The organism is Microbacterium sp. NPDC091382, assembly GCF_044757025.1.
Lineage (GTDB): Bacteria > Actinomycetota > Actinomycetes > Actinomycetales > Microbacteriaceae > Microbacterium.
On the sequence record NZ_JBIVUD010000001.1, the window covers coordinates 1004762 to 1021811 of the forward strand.

General features: G+C 69.4%; 23 protein-coding genes and 1 pseudogene. 17 read left to right on the forward strand and 7 right to left on the reverse strand.

Annotated elements, in window-relative coordinates:
• The first annotated feature begins 15 nt into the window (after positions 1-15).
• The 6 genes from kdpC to ACIQLK_RS04825 all read left to right on the forward strand — a co-directional run bounded on the left by kdpC (position 16) and on the right by ACIQLK_RS04825 (position 6142).
• Positions 16-630, forward strand: coding sequence for a K(+)-transporting ATPase subunit C (gene kdpC, locus ACIQLK_RS04800; RefSeq protein ID WP_400363156.1), 615 nt, complete (start codon positions 16-18; stop codon positions 628-630).
• A 2-nt stretch (positions 631-632) separates the two neighbouring features.
• Positions 633-3116, forward strand: coding sequence for an ATP-binding protein (locus ACIQLK_RS04805; protein WP_400363157.1), 2484 nt, complete (start codon positions 633-635; stop codon positions 3114-3116).
• Positions 3113-3814, forward strand: coding sequence for a response regulator (locus ACIQLK_RS04810; protein WP_400363158.1), 702 nt, complete (start codon positions 3113-3115; stop codon positions 3812-3814). The genes ACIQLK_RS04805 and ACIQLK_RS04810 overlap by 4 nt, the downstream gene beginning before the upstream one ends.
• Before the next feature lie 79 nt (positions 3815-3893).
• Entirely contained in the window at positions 3894-5039 is a 1146-nt protein-coding gene (locus ACIQLK_RS04815; protein ID WP_400363159.1) for a zinc-dependent alcohol dehydrogenase, read from the forward strand.
• Positions 5040-5052: 13 nt separating this feature from the next.
• Positions 5053-5628 carry a hypothetical protein gene (locus tag ACIQLK_RS04820; RefSeq protein ID WP_400363160.1) on the forward strand — a complete coding sequence of 192 codons (576 nt, stop codon included), beginning with the start codon at positions 5053-5055 and terminating at the stop codon, positions 5626-5628.
• A 187-nt stretch (positions 5629-5815) separates the two neighbouring features.
• Entirely contained in the window at positions 5816-6142 is a 327-nt protein-coding gene (locus ACIQLK_RS04825) for an ATP-dependent DNA ligase (protein WP_400363161.1), read from the forward strand.
• A 41-nt stretch (positions 6143-6183) separates the two neighbouring features.
• Here ACIQLK_RS04825 and ACIQLK_RS04830 read toward each other — a convergent pair.
• Positions 6184-6637: pseudogene (locus ACIQLK_RS04830) on the reverse strand (manganese catalase family protein).
• Positions 6638-6818: 181 nt separating this feature from the next.
• On the opposite strand from ACIQLK_RS04830, the gene ACIQLK_RS04835 reads away from it, so the two are divergent.
• Complete coding sequence (locus ACIQLK_RS04835) at positions 6819-7625, forward strand: lytic transglycosylase domain-containing protein (RefSeq protein ID WP_400363162.1); 807 nt, start codon at positions 6819-6821, stop codon at positions 7623-7625.
• Positions 7626-7669: 44 nt separating this feature from the next.
• On the opposite strand, the gene ACIQLK_RS04840 is transcribed toward ACIQLK_RS04835, so the two are convergent.
• On the reverse strand, positions 7670-7861 hold the full coding sequence (locus ACIQLK_RS04840) for a hypothetical protein (protein ID WP_400363163.1): 192 nt from the start codon (positions 7859-7861) through the stop codon (positions 7670-7672).
• 382 nt (positions 7862-8243) lie between these two features.
• On the opposite strand from ACIQLK_RS04840, the gene ACIQLK_RS04845 reads away from it, so the two are divergent.
• The 4 genes from ACIQLK_RS04845 to ACIQLK_RS04860 all read left to right on the forward strand — a co-directional run bounded on the left by ACIQLK_RS04845 (position 8244) and on the right by ACIQLK_RS04860 (position 9923).
• The gene (locus tag ACIQLK_RS04845; RefSeq protein WP_400363164.1) at positions 8244-8534 is read left to right on the forward strand and encodes a hypothetical protein; all 291 of its coding nucleotides are present in this window, start codon (positions 8244-8246) and stop codon (positions 8532-8534) included.
• A gap of 103 nt (positions 8535-8637) precedes the next feature.
• Entirely contained in the window at positions 8638-8955 is a 318-nt protein-coding gene (locus tag ACIQLK_RS04850; RefSeq protein ID WP_400363165.1) for a hypothetical protein, read from the forward strand.
• A gap of 69 nt (positions 8956-9024) precedes the next feature.
• The gene (locus ACIQLK_RS04855; RefSeq protein WP_400363166.1) at positions 9025-9264 is read left to right on the forward strand and encodes a hypothetical protein; all 240 of its coding nucleotides are present in this window, start codon (positions 9025-9027) and stop codon (positions 9262-9264) included.
• Between the two features lie 110 nt (positions 9265-9374).
• A complete protein-coding gene (locus ACIQLK_RS04860) occupies positions 9375-9923 on the forward strand; it encodes a Dps family protein (protein ID WP_400363167.1) in 549 nt (182 codons plus the stop codon).
• 73 nt (positions 9924-9996) lie between these two features.
• On the opposite strand, the gene ACIQLK_RS04865 is transcribed toward ACIQLK_RS04860, so the two are convergent.
• On the reverse strand, positions 9997-10326 hold the full coding sequence (locus tag ACIQLK_RS04865) for a hypothetical protein (RefSeq protein WP_400363168.1): 330 nt from the start codon (positions 10324-10326) through the stop codon (positions 9997-9999).
• 60 nt (positions 10327-10386) lie between these two features.
• Here ACIQLK_RS04865 and ACIQLK_RS04870 point away from each other — a divergent pair, with 60 nt between their 5' ends.
• Complete coding sequence (locus ACIQLK_RS04870) at positions 10387-10710, forward strand: ATP-dependent DNA ligase (protein WP_400363169.1); 324 nt, start codon at positions 10387-10389, stop codon at positions 10708-10710.
• Between the two features lie 188 nt (positions 10711-10898).
• Here the strand turns inward: ACIQLK_RS04870 and ACIQLK_RS04875 are convergent, their stop codons facing one another.
• Positions 10899-11252 (reverse strand): hypothetical protein, encoded by a 354-nt coding sequence (locus ACIQLK_RS04875; RefSeq protein WP_400363170.1) that lies wholly within the window; start codon positions 11250-11252, stop codon positions 10899-10901.
• A gap of 35 nt (positions 11253-11287) precedes the next feature.
• The gene (locus ACIQLK_RS04880; protein WP_400363171.1) at positions 11288-11443 is read right to left on the reverse strand and encodes a hypothetical protein; all 156 of its coding nucleotides are present in this window, start codon (positions 11441-11443) and stop codon (positions 11288-11290) included.
• 110 nt (positions 11444-11553) lie between these two features.
• Here ACIQLK_RS04880 and ACIQLK_RS04885 point away from each other — a divergent pair, with 110 nt between their 5' ends.
• Both ACIQLK_RS04885 and ACIQLK_RS04890 read left to right on the forward strand, forming a co-directional pair.
• On the forward strand, positions 11554-11778 hold the full coding sequence (locus ACIQLK_RS04885; protein WP_400363172.1) for a hypothetical protein: 225 nt from the start codon (positions 11554-11556) through the stop codon (positions 11776-11778).
• A 33-nt stretch (positions 11779-11811) separates the two neighbouring features.
• On the forward strand, positions 11812-12318 hold the full coding sequence (locus ACIQLK_RS04890; protein WP_400363173.1) for a MarR family winged helix-turn-helix transcriptional regulator: 507 nt from the start codon (positions 11812-11814) through the stop codon (positions 12316-12318).
• Positions 12319-12374: 56 nt separating this feature from the next.
• On the opposite strand, the gene ACIQLK_RS04895 is transcribed toward ACIQLK_RS04890, so the two are convergent.
• Entirely contained in the window at positions 12375-12920 is a 546-nt protein-coding gene (locus ACIQLK_RS04895) for a flavin reductase family protein (RefSeq protein WP_400363174.1), read from the reverse strand.
• 223 nt (positions 12921-13143) lie between these two features.
• On the opposite strand from ACIQLK_RS04895, the gene ACIQLK_RS04900 reads away from it, so the two are divergent.
• From ACIQLK_RS04900 to ACIQLK_RS04910, 3 genes are all read left to right on the forward strand, one after another.
• A complete protein-coding gene (locus tag ACIQLK_RS04900) occupies positions 13144-14133 on the forward strand; it encodes a pyridoxal-phosphate dependent enzyme (RefSeq protein WP_400363175.1) in 990 nt (329 codons plus the stop codon).
• Positions 14130-15287 (forward strand): cystathionine gamma-synthase, encoded by a 1158-nt coding sequence (locus tag ACIQLK_RS04905; protein ID WP_400363176.1) that lies wholly within the window; start codon positions 14130-14132, stop codon positions 15285-15287. Before ACIQLK_RS04900 ends, ACIQLK_RS04905 begins: the two co-directional genes overlap by 4 nt.
• 109 nt (positions 15288-15396) lie before the next feature.
• Positions 15397-16380: a Gfo/Idh/MocA family protein gene (locus ACIQLK_RS04910; protein ID WP_400363177.1), complete on the forward strand. Its 984-nt coding sequence runs from the start codon at positions 15397-15399 to the stop codon at positions 16378-16380.
• Positions 16381-16383: 3 nt separating this feature from the next.
• Here the strand turns inward: ACIQLK_RS04910 and ACIQLK_RS04915 are convergent, their stop codons facing one another.
• Entirely contained in the window at positions 16384-16959 is a 576-nt protein-coding gene (locus tag ACIQLK_RS04915; RefSeq protein ID WP_400363178.1) for a DUF1992 domain-containing protein, read from the reverse strand.
• Between the last annotated feature and the right edge of the window lie 91 nt (positions 16960-17050).

Here is a 17050-nt window from a genome sequence, read left to right on the forward strand (position 1 = left end):
CAAGGACCGTCCGTCATGAACACCTCCTCCCGCGCCACCGGGCGCACCGTCCTCGTCGCCGTCCGCGCCATGGTCGTCCTCACCGTCGTCCTCGGCGTCGGCTACACGGCCCTCATCACCCTGGTCGGGCAGGTCGCCCTTCCGGCACAGGCCAACGGGTCCCTCCTGCACGATGCCTCGGGTCGGGTCGTCGGCTCGTCGCTGATCGGTCAGTCCTTCACGGATGCCGATGGTGCCGCGCTCGCGCAGTACTTCCAGCCCCGGCCGTCGGCGGCGGGCGACGGCTACGACGCCGGGGCCTCGTCGGGGTCGAACCTCGGTCCCGAGAACGCCGACCTCATCGCCGCTATCGCGGAGCGCAAGCAAGTCATCGCCGAGCGCGAGGGAGTCGCAGAATCGGCGGTCCCCGCCGACGCTGTGACGGCCTCGGCATCCGGACTCGACCCCGACATCAGCCCCGCGTACGCTTCGATCCAGGTCGAGCGCGTGGCCACCTCCCGGGAGCTCCCGGTGTCGAAGGTCCGCGACCTCGTCGCGGAGTACACCCGGGGACCCGATCTCGGATACCTCGGCGAACCGACCGTCAACGTCGTGGAGCTCAATCTCGCCCTCGACCGGCTAGGAGGCTGACAGTGGGTGGACGGGGACGCTTGCGCGTACTGCTGGGCGCGGCCCCCGGTGTCGGCAAGACCTACGCGATGCTCGAGGAGGGCCGGCGACTGGCGGGCGAGGGGACCGACGTCGTCATCGCCGTCGTCGAGACCCACGGCCGCGCGGCCACCGCGAGAATGACCGAGGGCCTGGACCAGGTTCCCCGTCGCGAGATCACCCACCGGGGCGTGACCCTCACCGAGATGGACCTCGCGGCCGTCATCGCCCGGCGTCCCGACGTCGCGCTCGTCGACGAGCTCGCCCACACCAACGCGCCCGGCTCCGCGAACGACAAGCGATGGGAGGACGTGCAGCTGCTGCTGGATGCCGGGATCTCGGTCATCTCCACCGTGAACATTCAGCACATCGAGTCGCTGAACGACGTCGTCGAGGAGATCACCGGCGCTCCCCAGCGCGAGACGGTCCCCGACGAAGTCCTGCGCCGAGCCGACCAGGTCGAGGTGGTCGACCTCGCTCCACAGGCGCTGCGCGATCGGCTCGCGGGCGGACTCGTCTACCCGGCGGAGCGGGTGGATGCCGCCCTCTCGAACTACTTCCGGCTCGGCAATCTCACGGCCCTTCGCGAGCTCGCTCTCCTCTGGCTGGCCGACGAGGTCGATCAGGCGCTGACGTCCTATCGAGCCGAGCACGGCATCGACAGACGCTGGGAGGCGCGCGAGCGGGTGGTCGTCACGCTCGCCGGAGGGTCGGAGGGGGAGACGCTGCTCCGGCGCGGCGCCCGTATCGCGGCGAGGTCGGCCGGTGGCCAGTTGCTCGCCGTGCACGTGACGAGCAACGACGGCCTGCGCAGCGCCGATCCGAGTGCGCTCGCCGAGCAGCGAGCCCTGGTCGAGAAGCTCGGCGGGACGTTCCATCAGGTGGTGGGTGACGACGTCCCCACCGCGCTCGTCGAGTTCGCGCGTTCCGTGAACGCGACGCAGCTCGTGCTCGGCGTCAGCCGTCGCAGCCGCCTCGCGGCACTCGTCGCCGGACCGGGGATCGGCGCGACCGTGATCCGCGAGTCCGGCGACATCGACGTCCACATCGTGACGCACTCCGCCGCGGGAGGCCGGTTCGCCCTGCCCCGGCTCGGCGGCGCGCTCTCGATGCGCCGCCAGGTCGCGGGCTTCGCGCTCGCCTTCCTGGGAGGGCCGCTGCTGACGTGGCTGCTGGTGACGTTCCGTTCGACCGAGTCGATCACGAGCGACGTCCTCAGCTACCAGCTGCTCGTCGTCGTGGTCGCTCTCATCGGCGGGATGTGGCCGGCTCTGTGGGCCGCCGTCCTCAGCGGGGTGACCCTCAACTTCTTCTTCGTCGAACCGCTCTACACCGTGCAGGTCAAGTCCCCGCGCGAGGTGCTCGCACTCGCCCTCTACGTCATCATCGGCATCCTCGTGAGCGTCGTCGTCGACCGCGCCGCCCGGACCACCCGCGTCGCGCGGCGGGCCGCAGCCGAGGCGGAGCTCCTGCAGACGGTCGCCGGCAGCGTCCTGCGCGGCGGTGGTGCGATCGAGGCGCTCGTGGAGTGGACTCGCGAGGCGTTCCGGCTGGCCGGCGTCCGCCTGGTGGTGGGTGAGACGACGCTCGCCTCGAGCGGCGAACCGCTGCGCGACGGGCGACACACCGCGATGCCCGTCGGTGATCGGGCGGTGCTCGAACTCCACGGCCACGACCTGCCGGCGTCCGAGCGCCGCATCCTCGCCGCAATCGTCTCCCAGCTCGACGCCGCGCTGCAGCGCCAGGATCTCGTCGAGGTCGCGAGCGGTCTCGCTCCCCTCGAGGCCTCCGACCGCGTGCGGAGTGCCCTGCTGTCCGCCCTGAGCCACGACCTGCGACGGCCGCTCGCGGCGGCGACGGCTGCAGTGGGCGGGCTCCGCAGCGGCACCTACAGCGACCGTGATCGCGACGAGCTCCTGCAGACCGCCGACGAATCCCTCGGCACGCTCGCCTCGCTCGTCACGGACCTTCTCGACGTCAGCCGACTTCAGGCCGGCGCGCTCGCCGTGTCGCTGTTGGCGATCGATCCCGCGGACGCGATCCTCCCGGCCCTCGAGGAGCTCGATGCGGGTCCGGCATCCGTCGACATCCACCTCCAACCGGATGCAGCCGTCCTGGCCGACCCGGTCCTCTTGCAGCGCGTCGTGGTGAATCTGCTCGCCAATGCGCTGCGTCACTCTCCCGAGGGGGAGAAGGTCCGCGTCGCGACGAGCAGCTTCGGCGGGGTCGTCGAGATCCGGATCATCGACCACGGCCCCGGCATCCCGCCCGAGCGACGCGACGACGTCTTCGTCCCGTTCCAGCGTCTCGGCGACACCGACAACAGCACCGGGCTCGGGCTGGGGCTCGCGCTGTCGAAGGGGTTCGTCGAGGGGATGGGCGGTACGCTCACCCCCGAAGACACCCCGGGCGGAGGCTTGACCATGGTCGTGTCCCTGCCCGTCGCCGAGGGAGAGAAGAGCGCATGAGGATCCTCATCGCCGATGACGACCCGCAGATCGTCCGGGCGCTCCGCATCACCCTCTCGGCTCGCGGGTACGAGGTGTTCACCGCGGCCGACGGCGCGCAGGCCATCTCTGCCGCCGTGGACCACCACCCCGACATCTTCCTGCTCGACCTCGGGATGCCGCAGCTCGACGGCATCGAAGTGATCCATGCGATCCGCGGCTGGTCCGAGGCGCCGATCCTCGTCGTGTCGGGACGGACAGGAGCGGCCGACAAGGTCGACGCGCTCGACGCCGGCGCGGACGACTACGTGACGAAGCCCTTCTCGATCGAGGAGCTGCTCGCGCGCATCCGCGCGCTGACGCGTCGTGCGCCGCAGCAGGAACCCGACCCGATCACGCAGTTCGGTGACATCTCGGTCGATCTCGCCGCGCGCAGCGTCACGAAGACGGCGGGCGAGCACACCGAGCGCGTCCGGTTGACGCCGACCGAGTGGCAGCTGCTCGAGATCCTGCTGCGCAACCCCGGCAAACTCGTGACCCGCCAGACCATCCTCACGTCCATCTGGGGGAGCGAGCACGTGAGCGACACCGGTTACCTCCGCCTGTACGTGTCGCAGCTGCGACGCAAGCTCGAGGAGGACCCGACGCAGCCCCGGCACATCCTGACCGAAGCGGGCATGGGATACCGCTTCGAGCTCGGCGCGTCCTCCTCGGCCTGACACGTTCGCACGAACGGCGCAACCCCCTCCCTCCCCGGTGACGCGGCGACCAGGCTCGCCCGGAACCTGAGGAGGATCGATGAAGGCGATGACCTATCGCGGCCCGTACAAGATCCGCGTCGACAGCAAGCCCGACCCCGTGATCGCGCACCCGAACGACGCCATCGTGCGCGTCGAACTGGCGTCGATCTGCGGCTCCGACCTGCACCTGTATCACGGCATGATGCCCGACACCCGGGTGGGGCACACCTTCGGACACGAGTTCATCGGGTGGGTCGAGAAGGTCGGCCCGTCGGTGCGGAATCTGAAGCCCGGCGACCGCGTCATGGTCCCGTTCAACATCTACTGCGGGTCCTGCTTCTTCTGCGCACGGGGGCTGTACTCCAACTGCCACAACGTCAACGCCAATGCGACGGCGATCGGCGGGATCTACGGGTACTCCCATTCGACCGGCGGATTCGACGGTGGACAGGCCGAGCTCGTGCGCGTGCCCTTCGCCGACGTCGGCCCGCAGGTGATCCCCGACGACATCGCCTCGGAAGACGCTCTGCTGCTCACCGACGCGTTCTCGACCGGGTACTTCGGTTCGCAGCTCGCCGACATCGTCGAGGGCGACACCGTCGTCGTGCTCGGTGCGGGCCCGGTCGGGCTCGCCGCCGCCCGGTCGTGCTGGCTGATGGGCGCCGGACGCGTCATCGTCGTCGATCACCTCGACTACCGCCTCCAGAAGGCGCGGGAGTTCGCGTTCGCCGAGACCGTTCACTTCGGCGAGGTCGCCGACATCGTGCTGACGCTGAAGAAGATGACCGACGGGCTCGGCGCGGACTCCGTGATCGACGCCGTCGGCGCCGAGGCGGATGGTCACGTGCTGCAGCACGTCACCGCAGCCAAGCTCAAGCTCCAGGGCGGTTCGCCGATCGCGCTCAACTGGGCGATCGACGCGGTCCGCAAGGGCGGCACCGTCTCGGTCATGGGTGCCTACGGACCGCTGTTCAGCGCCGTCAAGTTCGGCGATGCGATGAACAAGGGGCTCACGATCCGCGCCAATCAGGCGCCGGTGAAGCGTCAGTGGCCGCGCCTGCTAGAGCACATCCGCGCGGGTCGCATCGCCCCGCGCGGACTCATCACCCACCGCTTCGACCTCGACGACATCGCCGAGGGTTACCACGTGTTCTCGTCCAAGCTCGACGGCATCGTCAAGCCCGTCGTCACGTTCGGTGCCTGACCGAGGAGGAACCATGCCCTACACCGCAGACAAGCCCGGCCAGACCCCCGATCCCGATGAGCTCCGCGGCCGCATCCCCGGGTGGGGCGCAGACCTCGATCCGGAGGACCGCCCCGCCTTCCCGCGTGAGCAGCCCGGGATCGAGACGGGCGCGCACTGGGAGATCCCCGAGCAGCAGCCGGGAGGCGCCGGACGCGAACGTTCGATCGAGCACCAGCGCCTCACGCCGGTCTTCGGTACGGCCCAGCCCCTCCACGGGCTCTCGGGCCTCATCCGCCGCATCGCTTACGCGCGCTACAGCGAGGGCCAGACTCCGCACTGGATGCTGCTGATCCTCGGCGATCGTGTCGAGTCATCCGGTGCGCACGTCAGATCTTTGTTCTCGCGGCATCCCGACGACCCCGTCACTCAGTCCGGGGTGTTCGGCGAACGTGGACGGCGCCCGATCGCGTCGAGGTTCGGCCGAGGCCGCGTCGACGTGAAGCACACCTGGATCGACCCGCTCCTCGTCGTGGGACCGTGGGTCGTGGCTGCCGTGGTCGTGTTCCGCCTCGTGCGCGCGCCATTCGTGCCGGCATCCCGCCGCTGATATCGGCGGGAGCGACACGCCCGGGCCGACATCAACCCCCGGCGCGCAACGCGCCGGGGGTTGCCGTGTGCGCGTGACGCGAGGAACGTGGCTGTTCAACGGAGGAGCGCCACCCCGCGGATCCGCAGCGCCGTTCCCACGGTGTGTCCACGGTGGGTAGCGGGCTCCTCGTTCGGAGGGCCGACTCGTGGGCCGATTCAACTACAGCAGTCAGGTGAAGACCGAGGTCGAGGACAGGGCGCTCGCCCACGTGCAGGTCGCCATCGGAAACAAGCTGCGCCGCGGCGAGTCCTTCTTCTTCACGTGGCGAGACGATGCGAGCATCGGCGACGGGCGACGATCCGTCTGGATCCACCCGGCCGCCGACCTCGACTTCAAGTACTACGGGTCCCGGGCGCCTGCGATGAACAGGACGTGGCTCGAGAAGCTGGCGCACGCCGCCAATTCGACGGGCGGGCTGTTCATCATGTCCGAGCCGCATGACGAAGGCACGGGCGCCATCGAGACGATATGAGGAGGGGATGCCGGGTCTCGCCGCCCGGCATCCCCGCTCGCTCAGGAGAGCTTGTCCTTGATCACGCCCTCGGCCTTGTCGATGAGGTTCGGCTTCGCGTCCGTCCCATAGAAGCGCGGGTCCGGCTGCGTCGGCGGCGGCATCGGCACCGACGTGTCGGGACCGTTCAGATAGGTGAATTCGCCCTTGCCGTCGGGGGTCGGGCCGCTCGCCCATGAGCCTTCCGCGGCAGCCTGCCCGTCCGAGAAGTTGATGTACTGGTACGAGTGCTCACGGGCTTCGTTGGAGAGCGGGAAGTTCAGGGGCACGGGGATGTCCTCGACACCCTCCTCGCGGAGTTCCTGCGCGGCCCGGATCCACTGGGAAGCCGTACTGCATGGCGACGGTGATCTCTCCGTACTGCCCGCCGAGAACCTCCTGCATCCGCCGCGCGAAGATCGCGTCCGGCTTGTCGGGTGTCGCGGTGAATTGCAGTTCCTGCCTGTGGAAGAACATCGTTTCTCCTGTCCGATCCGAGCGACGGGGAAGGATGCCGGATGCATCGGCGTCGCGTTCGGGGACCGTAGGCGCCCGCCGCGTGGCCGGTGGGGGGCCTTGACGAGCTGACCGCCCCGTGCCACGCGCGCAACCGGATGCGGTTAGCGTGGACCGGGCATCGAACCGGGGGAGGACGCGCATGGCTCGACGGCGCACGCGGCCCTCGGCACGCACGGAGGGGCGACGACTCGCGGCTCTCACCGTCGGGATCGGCGTCGTACCCGCCGCGGTCGTCGTTCTTCTCGCGGCCTGTCTGCCCGCGGTGGGGACCCCGTCCGAGCCGCAGGGGACGCCGCTGCCCCCGGTGTCGTCGCGGTGGGCCGACGCCCCTCCGCCGGCCGTTGCCGTCACGGGCGCCGATCCGTCGCGCGCGCCGGCTGTCGACCTCGTCGACGGTGCGTGGGCGACGCGAGTGGCCGATGCCACCGGCATCCCGCGTCGTGCCGTCATCGCCTACGCGGCGGCCGACCTCACCGTCGCACACGAACAGCCCTCGTGCGCCATCGCCTGGAACACCCTCGCCGGAATCGGGTCGGTGGAATCCCGCCACGGGTTCTACGGCGGTGCGCGCCTCGGAGAGGACGGCCTGGTGTCGCCGCGGATCCTCGGACCGCGCCTGACGGGTGACGGCGTGGCGGCGATCGACGACACCGACGGCGGCGACCTCGACGGCGACGACCAGTGGGATCGGGCCGTCGGTCCGCTGCAGTTCATTCCCGAGACCTGGCGCCGATGGGGCGCGGACGGCAACGCCGACGGCGTGCGGGATCCGAACCAGATCGACGACGCGGCACTCGCGGCGGCGCGCTATCTCTGCCGTCGCGGTCCGATGGTGACCGAGACCGCGTGGCGGGATGCCGTGTTCACGTACAACCCGCTGACCCGCTACATCGACGACGTGGCGACCCGCGCAAACCAGTACGCCCAGAGCGTGGCCGTCAGCTGACGCGACGAGGGCCGTGCCTCACGGCACGGCCCTCGGGTCCGTGGTCAGTCGTCGGTGCGCTTCAGCGACCGACTCGAGTCCGCGGAATCCGGGTCGACTCCCGGCTCGATGTGCTCGATCGGAACCGCGTCATCGTTCGCCGCTGCGTGCGACACCGCCTCGATGGGATCCTCGTCGGGCAGGTCCCCGCCGGTGGTGGGGGCGTCCGACTCCGGGCCGGGCTGGTGATCGGTCATGAGAGCTCCTCTCGTTGCTCCGAACGTAAGCGCCGGAGCATTCGGTACGGAGGGCCTTGCAAAGGGGAGGCCCCGGCGATAAGCCCGATCGCCGGGGCCTGTCATAAGCGTGGGAGAGGATCGGTGACCCGAACACCTCACGTCTCGACCGTTCGCCTACTTACCTTGCGGTCACCACCGTACGTGCGTCGGGGAATCGGGACGGGGCCATTGACTCGGGAGCTCGCTGTCTGGTAGATCATTCGTCACCGCTAACTCCGCTTCTGCGCGGTGTCAAGCCCCTCAATATCCGGCGTTCCCGGGGAGATGGTGAGGACCACAACAAGCCTCGCCCCGCGGCGGTCATCGTCGACTGCCGCTCGCGTCACCTCGGAGGTGCATCATGAGCGCGGACCCCGTCCCTCATCTGTCGCTGGAGCCGCTGTCGCCGACGACATGGCGTCTCTGCGACACCCGTGTTCCCCGATCCGACGCCGCGAGTGTCCTCGCCTACGTGGAGGAGTCCGAACGCGGTGGCTACGACGTCACCTGGGTGCACGGAGGGGCGGGAACCGCGTGGTTCCGCGGCATGGACGAGCTGCTGGTGGGTGCGGCCCACCATCTCGCCGCCTGCGCCTCCCGGCGCAGGAAGCCCAAGCCGATCGCACATCGGCCGCCCCTCGCCGCCCTCTGACCCTGCTTTAAGCCCGAGTCCGGCGACGTGTCAAGAAGGTGACAGGCTGCCGCGCACGGTCTCAAGCTGAACCATCTAATCCGACCGCAGTCGAGAGGACGCGATGAGCCGCATCGACATCTCCTACGGCGGCCAGTGGTACAGCGTCGGCGACCGCACCCTCGAGGACGTCCATCGGGAGATACAGGAGGGTGCCCGCGGGGGCGAGTACTGGCTCGCCGTGAACGACGGCGAAGGCAGCGCCAGCCCGGCTTATCTCTTCATCACCCCGGGTGTGCCGATCGCCGTGATCCCCGTGCCGGAGCCCCGCGACACCCAGATCGAGGAACACACCGGCGCCTTCGAAGACAACGAGCACGAGGGCCTCGCCCCGCTGTGGAACGGCCCGACGATCCACCCGGATCGGCCCCGTCGCCACTGAGGGCTACCCGCACCCCGCAAGCCGGTCAAGGGGCTGATGTCGCGCCTGGTTGAGGAGACACTGGGGCTCATGAGCGATCCACAGGATGCCGGTCGTCCCGGCGAACCGATCCAATCCGAGCCCGCCATGTCGCAGAATCCCGCCGACGTGGCGCAGAAGGTCGACGGCATCGTGGTCCAGACGCGCGCGGACCTCGCGGGTCAGGACGGGGTCGACGGCGCGAGTGTGCTCGCTCGACGGCTGAGTGACGCCGGCATCGACCTCACCGACGACGAGATGGCCGCGGCGGTAGCCCGGGTCCACGCCTGATCCGCACGTCGGGTTATCACCGCCGCAGGGGCCACGCAACCCGCTGACGACCTCCGTATTCCCGATCTACCGTGGCACCATCACGTTCCGCGACAGAAGGGTGTTGTCCCATGACGACCACGCAGACGAAGCCCGCCACCCGCAACAAGCGCCGCCCCGCGAAGTCGGGTGCGCAGCTGACCGACGAGCAGAACGCCGAGCGCGGCTTCACGGCGTCGAAGAAGCTGAGTGACAACTTGCAGGCTGTCCTCGTCGACCTCCTCGAGCTCTCGATCCAGGGCAAGCAGGCGCACTGGAACGTGGTCGGCAAGAACTTCCGTGACACGCACCTGCAGCTGGACGAGATCATCGATGCGGCGCGCGAGTTCAGCGACACGATCGCCGAGCGGATGCGGGCTCTCCACGCCGTTCCCGACGGTCGCAGCGACACGGTCGCCGAGACGACCACGCTCCCCGAGTTCCCCCATGGCGAAGTCCTCACCGCCGACGTCATCGACCTGGTGACGGAGCGGCTCGAAGCCGTCATCGGTACGTGCCGTGAGGTCCACGACGAGGTCGACGACGAGGACCCCACGAGCGCGGACATCCTGCACAGCATCCTCGAGAGCCTTGAGCAGTTCGCGTGGATGATCAGCGCCGAGAACCGCACGCCCCGGTGACATCCGGATCGCGCACCTCGTAGCACTCACATCGCGGCGAGCCCCACGTGGGGCTCGCCGCGATGGCGTTCCGTCACTCCGTGTGACCGCCGTCCACCTCAGCGTCGAACATCCGCGATGTCAGCTGGATCCCCCCGGAGGAACTGGCCGACGCCGCGAGTTCCTCGATCCACTCCCTGTCGAGCGTCGGCGGTTCCGCCTCATCGAAGACGAATCGGAGCGGGATCGCCGGGTGCAGCCACACGGTCGTCCGTCCGGCCGGCGAATCGTCCGGGTGCTGCCAGGACAGCGTGAAGCTCTCCGCGCGACGGAGCTTGGTCGCGACTACGACTTTCAGGTGAGCGAGCGCCCGGTCGTTGATGCGGATGGGCATCGCCGTGCCGCCGTAGTAGATCAGGCCCATGGGGACACCATAATGGGAGGACGTCTTCTCGAGACCGGGATGACGAGACGAGGAGCCGTTGTGGGCAAGTTCATCTATGAGGATTCCATCAAGGTGGACTTCGAGGACCGCACGTTGGCGCACCTGCAGCAGGTGATCGGCAACAAGCTCCGTCGCGGTGAGTCGTTCCACTTCACCTGGCGCGATGACAAGAGCATCGGCGAGGGGCGAACTTCCGTGTGGCTCCACCCGCACGCGTCACTCGTGTTCAAGTACTACGGCAGCCGTCAGTCGCGCATCAACCGCGCATGGTCCGAGGCTCTTATGTACGCGGCGAACTCGCCTGCGGGTCTCCACCTCGTCCCCGAGCCCGCCGACGCGGGCGATGCTGACGCCGGCGCCTGAGGCGCGGCATCCGCTCCACAGCAAGATGCCGCCCCATCGACACCGTGGGGGGCGGCGGATGGGGCGGCACGAGCAGGTAGCGGGTCGGCGCGATCAGACCAGCAGGGGCGGGGTCCCGAATCGCTCGGTGAAATCGGCGGCCAGCGCGTCTTCGTAGGCGTCGGCCTCGTCGATGAGGTCGGGGTGGCTCACGCGGCCACCACCGCGCGCCGCGTCTCGGCACGCGCCGCGGAGATCTCGGGGATGTCCAGGTCGGCGTCGAGGACCAGACCGCCGTTGGAGGTGGCCTGGTCGGCCATCTCGCGCAGCGTCGCCGGGTTCAGCGCGATCGCGGCCGACTGCTCGTAGACGAACCGCAGGGGGATCGCCGGCTGGAACCAGAGCGTGGTGCGGCCCTCGCCATCCTCACCGGTTCCCTTCCAGGAGACGACGAAGCTCTCGCTGCGGCGCAACTTGGTCGTCGCGATCGCCGCGAGGTGGGCGAGGATGCGGTCGGGCATGACGATGGGGGATTCGACGTTCCCGTAGTAGAGGCTTCCCATGACGTTCTCCTGGTGTGGGTGCGGGGTGAATGCGGTCAGTGGCCGACGGCGCGGGCCGTTGTGCGGTGCGGACGCTGTCGTGAGAGCGCATCGAGGATGCGCGCCCGCAGGCCCGTGCGCTGCTCGGGGATGAGTGCGACGCCGAGCGCCGCGAAGGGTGCCGGGATGGGGTGTGCGGGTGTAGGTGTCATCGATCCGTTCCTGAATTACTAGCTAAACAATACATCTAGTAGATTTCACAAGTCATGTCTATCATTGATTTCGACAAGGACACGAAATGTCACAGATCTAGACATGTAAGGTGGTGAAGCCGATGGAGGTGCTCGACTTGTTCAGCTCCGTGGACGTCAGTGAGGAGATCGCGACGTGGCACGAGGTGGAGGCGGGCTTCTGGGTTGGCAACACCCACGGGCGGTTCGTAGGAACCGTCGAGAAGGATCGCACCGGCTGGATCGCCCGAGATCACGCCGCGCGACTCGTGGGGAAGTTTCCGGATGCGGCCGAGGCTCGGGCGGCGATCGGATGACCTTCACGACCCGTCACGAGCCGAGGAGTTGACATGCCTCAGTCGATCGTTAGACACGAGCACACCCACCTTTACGCCGCAGAGCCTCAGACCGAAGCCGGCCGGCTTCTCAGCAGCGCGATCCTCGAGCTCCGTCACGCCGAGCAGGTGCAGGCCGACCGGTCGCAGCGGATCTCCGGCCTTGGTGGCATCGACCTCACTGCGCTCCGCTATCTGGTGCAGGCCCGCCGCGAGGAGCGGGAGATCAGTCCGAAGGACCTGATCGTGATGCTCGGCACCTCCAGCGCGACGGTCACCAACGTCATCGAGCGACTCGTCGGCAAGGGCTATGTCCTGCGCGAGCAGCACCCCACCGATCGGCGTGCCCACTACCTTCTACCGACCGAATCGGCGAACGATCTCGTCGACGAGGTGTACGGCGCTCACCATGCGGCCGTCGTGTCGGTGATCGACAGCCTCGACGAGAAGGACGCGGCGACGACCGCGGAGACGATCCGGCGGATCGCCGGGGCTCTCGAGGAGCTCGCCCGCCGGTCGTGAGACCGAACGGGTGCCCGATCAGATGGCGGTGCCCGATCAGATGGCGGTGTGCCCGATCAGATAGCGGTGTCGGGCCCGAGCCGGTGCCAGGTCCGGTTGTGGTAGACCAGCGGCGTCGACGACTCGCGAGAGATGTTCGCCTGGATGGCGTGCGCGGCGATGACGGTGGAGCCACCAGCATCCATCCGGTCGATGACGGCGCACCGAACCCACGCGCGGACGCCGTGATACACCGGCTCCCCGGTCACCAGGCGCGACCACGGCAGTTCCGTGAAGCGATCGATCCCGCTCGTCGCGCCCACCTCGGCGACCCGGAGGTCGTCGGCATCGAGCAGGTGGACGACCAGCGTCTCCGCTGCGGCCAGCACGGGCGCGGCCGACGACTGTGCGGACACCGAGAAGATCAGCAGGGGCGGATCTGCGCTGACGGACGATACCGAGGTCGCCGTGAGGGCGACCGGTCCTTCTCCCGCGTCGGCGGTGATGACGGCGACGCCGCCCGGGTGCCCGCGGAAGACGGCCTTGAACTCCTCGGCCGAGAGCGACTCCGTGAACCCGGAGGCGGCTCGGTCGTCCGATGCGGCAGATGCGGCGGAAGTCATACGACGAACCTACGTTCGCGCGGGAGGGGCGAGGGCCATGTGTCCGAAGCTTTCGTTCTGTTGCGCCGGATGACGCCCGCCGCGGATGCCGGGGGTCCGCTACTCTGGTCGGGTGCTGACCCTTCGCTGTTGTCGTCGCTGACCGCCGGTTCCCCGGCGACATCCGCGACCCCACACAGCGACCGCACCTCTGAGCGTGCGGCATCCCGTCAGGAAGAATCACGTGCGTTACGCAACCTCGATCGCCGATCTCGTCGGCAACACTCCGCTCGTCCGCCTGAACACCGTCACCGAGGGCATCGCCGCCACGGTCCTCGCGAAGGTCGAGTACTTCAATCCCGGTAGCTCCGCGAAGGATCGCATCGCGCGGAACATCATCGACGCCGCGGAGCGCGACGGCCACCTGAAGCCCGGCGGCACGATCGTCGAGCCGACCAGCGGCAACACGGGCGTCGGTCTCGTCCTGATCGCGCAGCAGCGCGGCTACCGCATGATCTTCGTCGTCCCCGACAAGTTCGCCGGCGAGAAGGTCGCCGTCCTGAAGGCGTACGGCGCCGAGGTCGTCATGACCGCGACGAGTGTCCCGCCGGAGCATCCCGACTCCTACTACAGCGTGTCGGACCGGCTCGCAGCGACCATTCCCGGCGCATTCAAGCCGAACCAGTTCGCGAACTCCAACGGGCCGCGCGGTCACTACGAGACGACCGGGCCCGAGATCTGGCGCGACACCGATGGCGCGGTGACCCACTTCGTCGCCGGCGTCGGCACGGGCGGGACCATCAGCGGCACCGGCCGGTTCCTCAAAGAGGCGTCGTCGGGTCGGGTCACCGTCGTGGGAGCAGATCCGGAGGGATCGATCTACTCCGGCGGGGACATCCACGGCTACCTCGTCGAGGGCGTCGGCGAGGACTTCATGCCCGCGACCTTCGATCCGACGGTCGTCGACGCATACGAGCGAGTGGGGGATGCCGAGGCGTTCGCCATGACGCGCCGGCTGGCCCGCGAAGAGGGGCTCATGGTCGGTGGTTCGTCGGGGATGGCGGTCGTCGCGGCACTCCGTGTCGCCCGTAAGCTGCCCGCCGACGCCGTCATCGTCGTCCTCCTGCCCGACCACGGCCGCGGCTACCTGAGCAAGATCTACAACGACGAATGGATGACCGAGCACGGTTTCTCCATCGCCACCGACACCGAGACCACCGGGAGCCCCGCATGAGTGCACAGTCCTCCGCCCGCGGATTCGCGAGCCTCGCCGTCCACGCCGGTCAGGAGCCCGATGAGGCAACCGGCGCCGTCATCCCCCCGGTCCACTTCTCCACGACCTACGCCCAGGACGGCATCGGGGGGCTCCGCGGCGGCTACGAGTACGGCCGCAGCGGCAACCCGACCCGCACGGCGTTGCAGACGCAGCTCGCGGCGATCGAGGGCGGCGCGCACGCACTGTCGTTCGCCTCGGGCCTCGCGGCGGAGGACGCGCTGCTGCGCGCCGTGCTGCGGCCGGGGGACGAGGTGCTCCTCGGCAACGACGTCTACGGCGGCACGTTCCGCCTCATCTCGCGGGTGCTCGGCGACTGGGGCGTGAAGCTCCGCGTCGTCGACATGAGCGACCTCGACGCCGTCCGCGCCGCGGTGGCGGAGCGGGCGCCCCGCATCCTGTGGGTGGAGACGCCGTCGAACCCGCTGCTGCGCATCACCGACATCGCCGGCCTCGCCGAGGTCGGCCACTCGGCCGGGGCGCTCGTCGTCGTCGACAACACGTTCGCGACGCCCGCGCTGCAGCGTCCCCTCTCGTTCGGTGCCGACGTCGTCGTGCACTCGACCACGAAGTACCTCGGCGGCCACTCGGACGTCGTCGGCGGTGCGCTCGTGATGAACGACGACGCACTCGCTGAGAAGATCGGTTTCATCCAGTTCGCCGTCGGAGCCGTCTCGGGTCCGCTCGACGCCTGGCTCACGACGCGCGGCATCAAGACGCTCGCGGTGCGCATGCAGCGGCACAGTGAGAACGGGCTGGCCGTGGCATCCTTCCTCGACGGACACGACCGGGTCGCGAAGGTCTACTACCCGGGCCTGGCGTCGCACCCCGGCCACGAGCTCGCCGCGCGGCAGATGTCGGGTTTCGGCGGAATCGTGTCGCTCGCGCTCGAATCGGGCGAGGCGGCGCGGCGCTTCGCTGAGTCGCTGCGGCTGTTCACTCTCGCCGAGTCGCTCGGCGGCGTCGAATCGCTCGTGAACTACCCGGACGCGATGACCCACGCCTCGGTCCGCGGGACCGAGGCGGCCGTACCCGTCGAGGTCGTCCGTCTGTCGGTCGGGATCGAGGACATCGACGACCTGCGGGCCGACATCGCACAGGCGCTTGAGGCCTGACGGCGGCGATTCGTGCCGAGTGCAGGGAGGTCGACTCCGTCGGACCGCCGAAGGCGCCGAAACGTCGGCTGAACCCGCCCGTCCGCCCCTCGGGCGATAGCGTGGCCGGATGACACACGCGCGTTGGGCAATCCTCGGTGCCGGAGCGATCAGCGGCGACTTCGCCCACGCGCTCCCCGACTCGGAGCTCGGACGCCTGCACGCCGTCGCTGCGCGCGACGTGTCGCGGGCGGAGGAGTTCGCCGCGGCGCACGGCGCGGCCGTCATCGGCACCTACGACGAGATCCTCGACCGGGACGACATCGATGCGGTCTACATCGGCACCGTCCACACCACTCACACCGCCCTGGTGCAGCAGGCGCTCGCCGCCGGCAAGGCCGTGCTCTGCGAGAAGCCGCTCGGCGTCTCGCTCGAGGAGGCGGATGCCGCGGTCCGAGCCGCCCGCGAAGCGGGCCTCCCGCTCGTCGAGGCGTTCAAATACCGCTTCGGCCCGTTCGCCGACCGTCTGCGGGGCATCGTCGGCGGCGGCGCCCTCGGCGACCTCGTCGAGATCGAGTCGTCGCTCGGCTTCGCCGACGGCTCGCACACGGGCAGGCTGTTCGACCCCGCGACGGCGGGCGGCGCGATCCTCGACGTCGGCTGCTATCCGTTGTCGCTCGTCGTCGGCGTTGCAGCCTGGACGGGACGGGACCTCTCGGCGCTGGCCGTGCAGGCGGCGGCGGGCACGATCGGCGAGACCGGCGTCGATGTGAGCGCGGCAGCATCCATCGATCTGGGCGGCGCGTCGGCGAACATCCGCACCGCGATCGTGCACGACCTGCCGCGGCTGACGCGCATCGTCGGACGGGATGCGACGCTCGAGATCCCGAACGTGTGGGGGAGCCGCACCGACAGCACCGAGGCCGCGATCCTCATCCGGACCGACGGCACCCGCGAGGAGATCGAGGTGTCGACCGTGCAGCCGATGGCGGCCGAGGCGGACGCGACGATCCGCGCGCTCCGAGAGGGGCGGACCGAAGCGCCCGAGGTCCCGTGGGCCGAGACGCAGACGATCGCGCGACTGCTCGCCGAGTGGCGCGCGGCGTTCGGCTGAGGTCTACCGGCGCCGCCAGCGACGGCGCCGCTTCGGCGCTTCTTCGGAAGGAGCGGATGCCGCGGCCCGCGCTGCGCGCCGTTCCCGCCACGCCGCGACTTCGGTCTCGGGGTCGCGCGTCGGGGTCACGACGGGCGGTCCGCCCTGCAGCTGCCGCCGCGCCTCGACGACGCGGCGGGAGAAGTCGGCGGTGTACTCGCGGACGTCCTCTTCGCGGTGGAGAGCGTCGACGCGTTCGTCGAACTCGGCGTGCTCGATGCGCAGCCGCAGCGCCGGCGGACCGAGCCCGCTCAGCTGTTCCGTCTGGATCTTGCGCTTGATCCACCAGTCCGGGTCATGCGAGCCGCCGAGGCCTTCAAGGGGCTTGCCGGCGCCGGGGAGATCGTCGAATTCGCCGCGGCGGATCGCTTGTTGGATCGCGGTCTCGACGTACATCGCCCGCTCCGCGCCGGTCGGGGTGCCGGCATGGCGCTCCGGTTCGGTGGGAGATTCGTCACCGTTCTCCTGTGCCACCTGCTCGACGCGATACCGTGCCGCACGGAGGCGGGGGTCTTCGCTCGCGGCGCGGTCATCGGCCATGCCTCCAGCGTAGGTCGGGACGGCGTTGTGTGGATGTTGCCCGGTATGCATATACTCAGAAAACACATACCCGGTATGCAGCGAGGAGTTC

Coding starts and splice junctions, on each gene's coding strand:
- ACIQLK_RS04835 (WP_400363162.1), top strand. CDS start 6,819: ATGGCTCGACGGCGCACGCGGCCCTCGGCACGCACGGAGGGGCGACGA.
- ACIQLK_RS04890 (WP_400363173.1), top strand. CDS start 11,812: ATGCCTCAGTCGATCGTTAGACACGAGCACACCCACCTTTACGCCGCA.
- kdpC (WP_400363156.1), top strand. CDS start 16: ATGAACACCTCCTCCCGCGCCACCGGGCGCACCGTCCTCGTCGCCGTC.
- ACIQLK_RS04810 (WP_400363158.1), top strand. CDS start 3,113: ATGAGGATCCTCATCGCCGATGACGACCCGCAGATCGTCCGGGCGCTC.
- ACIQLK_RS04910 (WP_400363177.1), top strand. CDS start 15,397: ATGACACACGCGCGTTGGGCAATCCTCGGTGCCGGAGCGATCAGCGGC.
- ACIQLK_RS04915 (WP_400363178.1), bottom strand. CDS start 16,959: ATGGCCGATGACCGCGCCGCGAGCGAAGACCCCCGCCTCCGTGCGGCA.
- ACIQLK_RS04875 (WP_400363170.1), bottom strand. CDS start 11,252: ATGGGAAGCCTCTACTACGGGAACGTCGAATCCCCCATCGTCATGCCC.
- ACIQLK_RS04840 (WP_400363163.1), bottom strand. CDS start 7,861: ATGACCGATCACCAGCCCGGCCCGGAGTCGGACGCCCCCACCACCGGC.
- ACIQLK_RS04815 (WP_400363159.1), top strand. CDS start 3,894: ATGAAGGCGATGACCTATCGCGGCCCGTACAAGATCCGCGTCGACAGC.
- ACIQLK_RS04905 (WP_400363176.1), top strand. CDS start 14,130: ATGAGTGCACAGTCCTCCGCCCGCGGATTCGCGAGCCTCGCCGTCCAC.
- ACIQLK_RS04850 (WP_400363165.1), top strand. CDS start 8,638: ATGAGCCGCATCGACATCTCCTACGGCGGCCAGTGGTACAGCGTCGGC.
- ACIQLK_RS04855 (WP_400363166.1), top strand. CDS start 9,025: ATGAGCGATCCACAGGATGCCGGTCGTCCCGGCGAACCGATCCAATCC.
- ACIQLK_RS04860 (WP_400363167.1), top strand. CDS start 9,375: ATGACGACCACGCAGACGAAGCCCGCCACCCGCAACAAGCGCCGCCCC.
- ACIQLK_RS04845 (WP_400363164.1), top strand. CDS start 8,244: ATGAGCGCGGACCCCGTCCCTCATCTGTCGCTGGAGCCGCTGTCGCCG.
- ACIQLK_RS04895 (WP_400363174.1), bottom strand. CDS start 12,920: ATGACTTCCGCCGCATCTGCCGCATCGGACGACCGAGCCGCCTCCGGG.
- ACIQLK_RS04865 (WP_400363168.1), bottom strand. CDS start 10,326: ATGGGCCTGATCTACTACGGCGGCACGGCGATGCCCATCCGCATCAAC.
- ACIQLK_RS04820 (WP_400363160.1), top strand. CDS start 5,053: ATGCCCTACACCGCAGACAAGCCCGGCCAGACCCCCGATCCCGATGAG.
- ACIQLK_RS04880 (WP_400363171.1), bottom strand. CDS start 11,443: ATGACACCTACACCCGCACACCCCATCCCGGCACCCTTCGCGGCGCTC.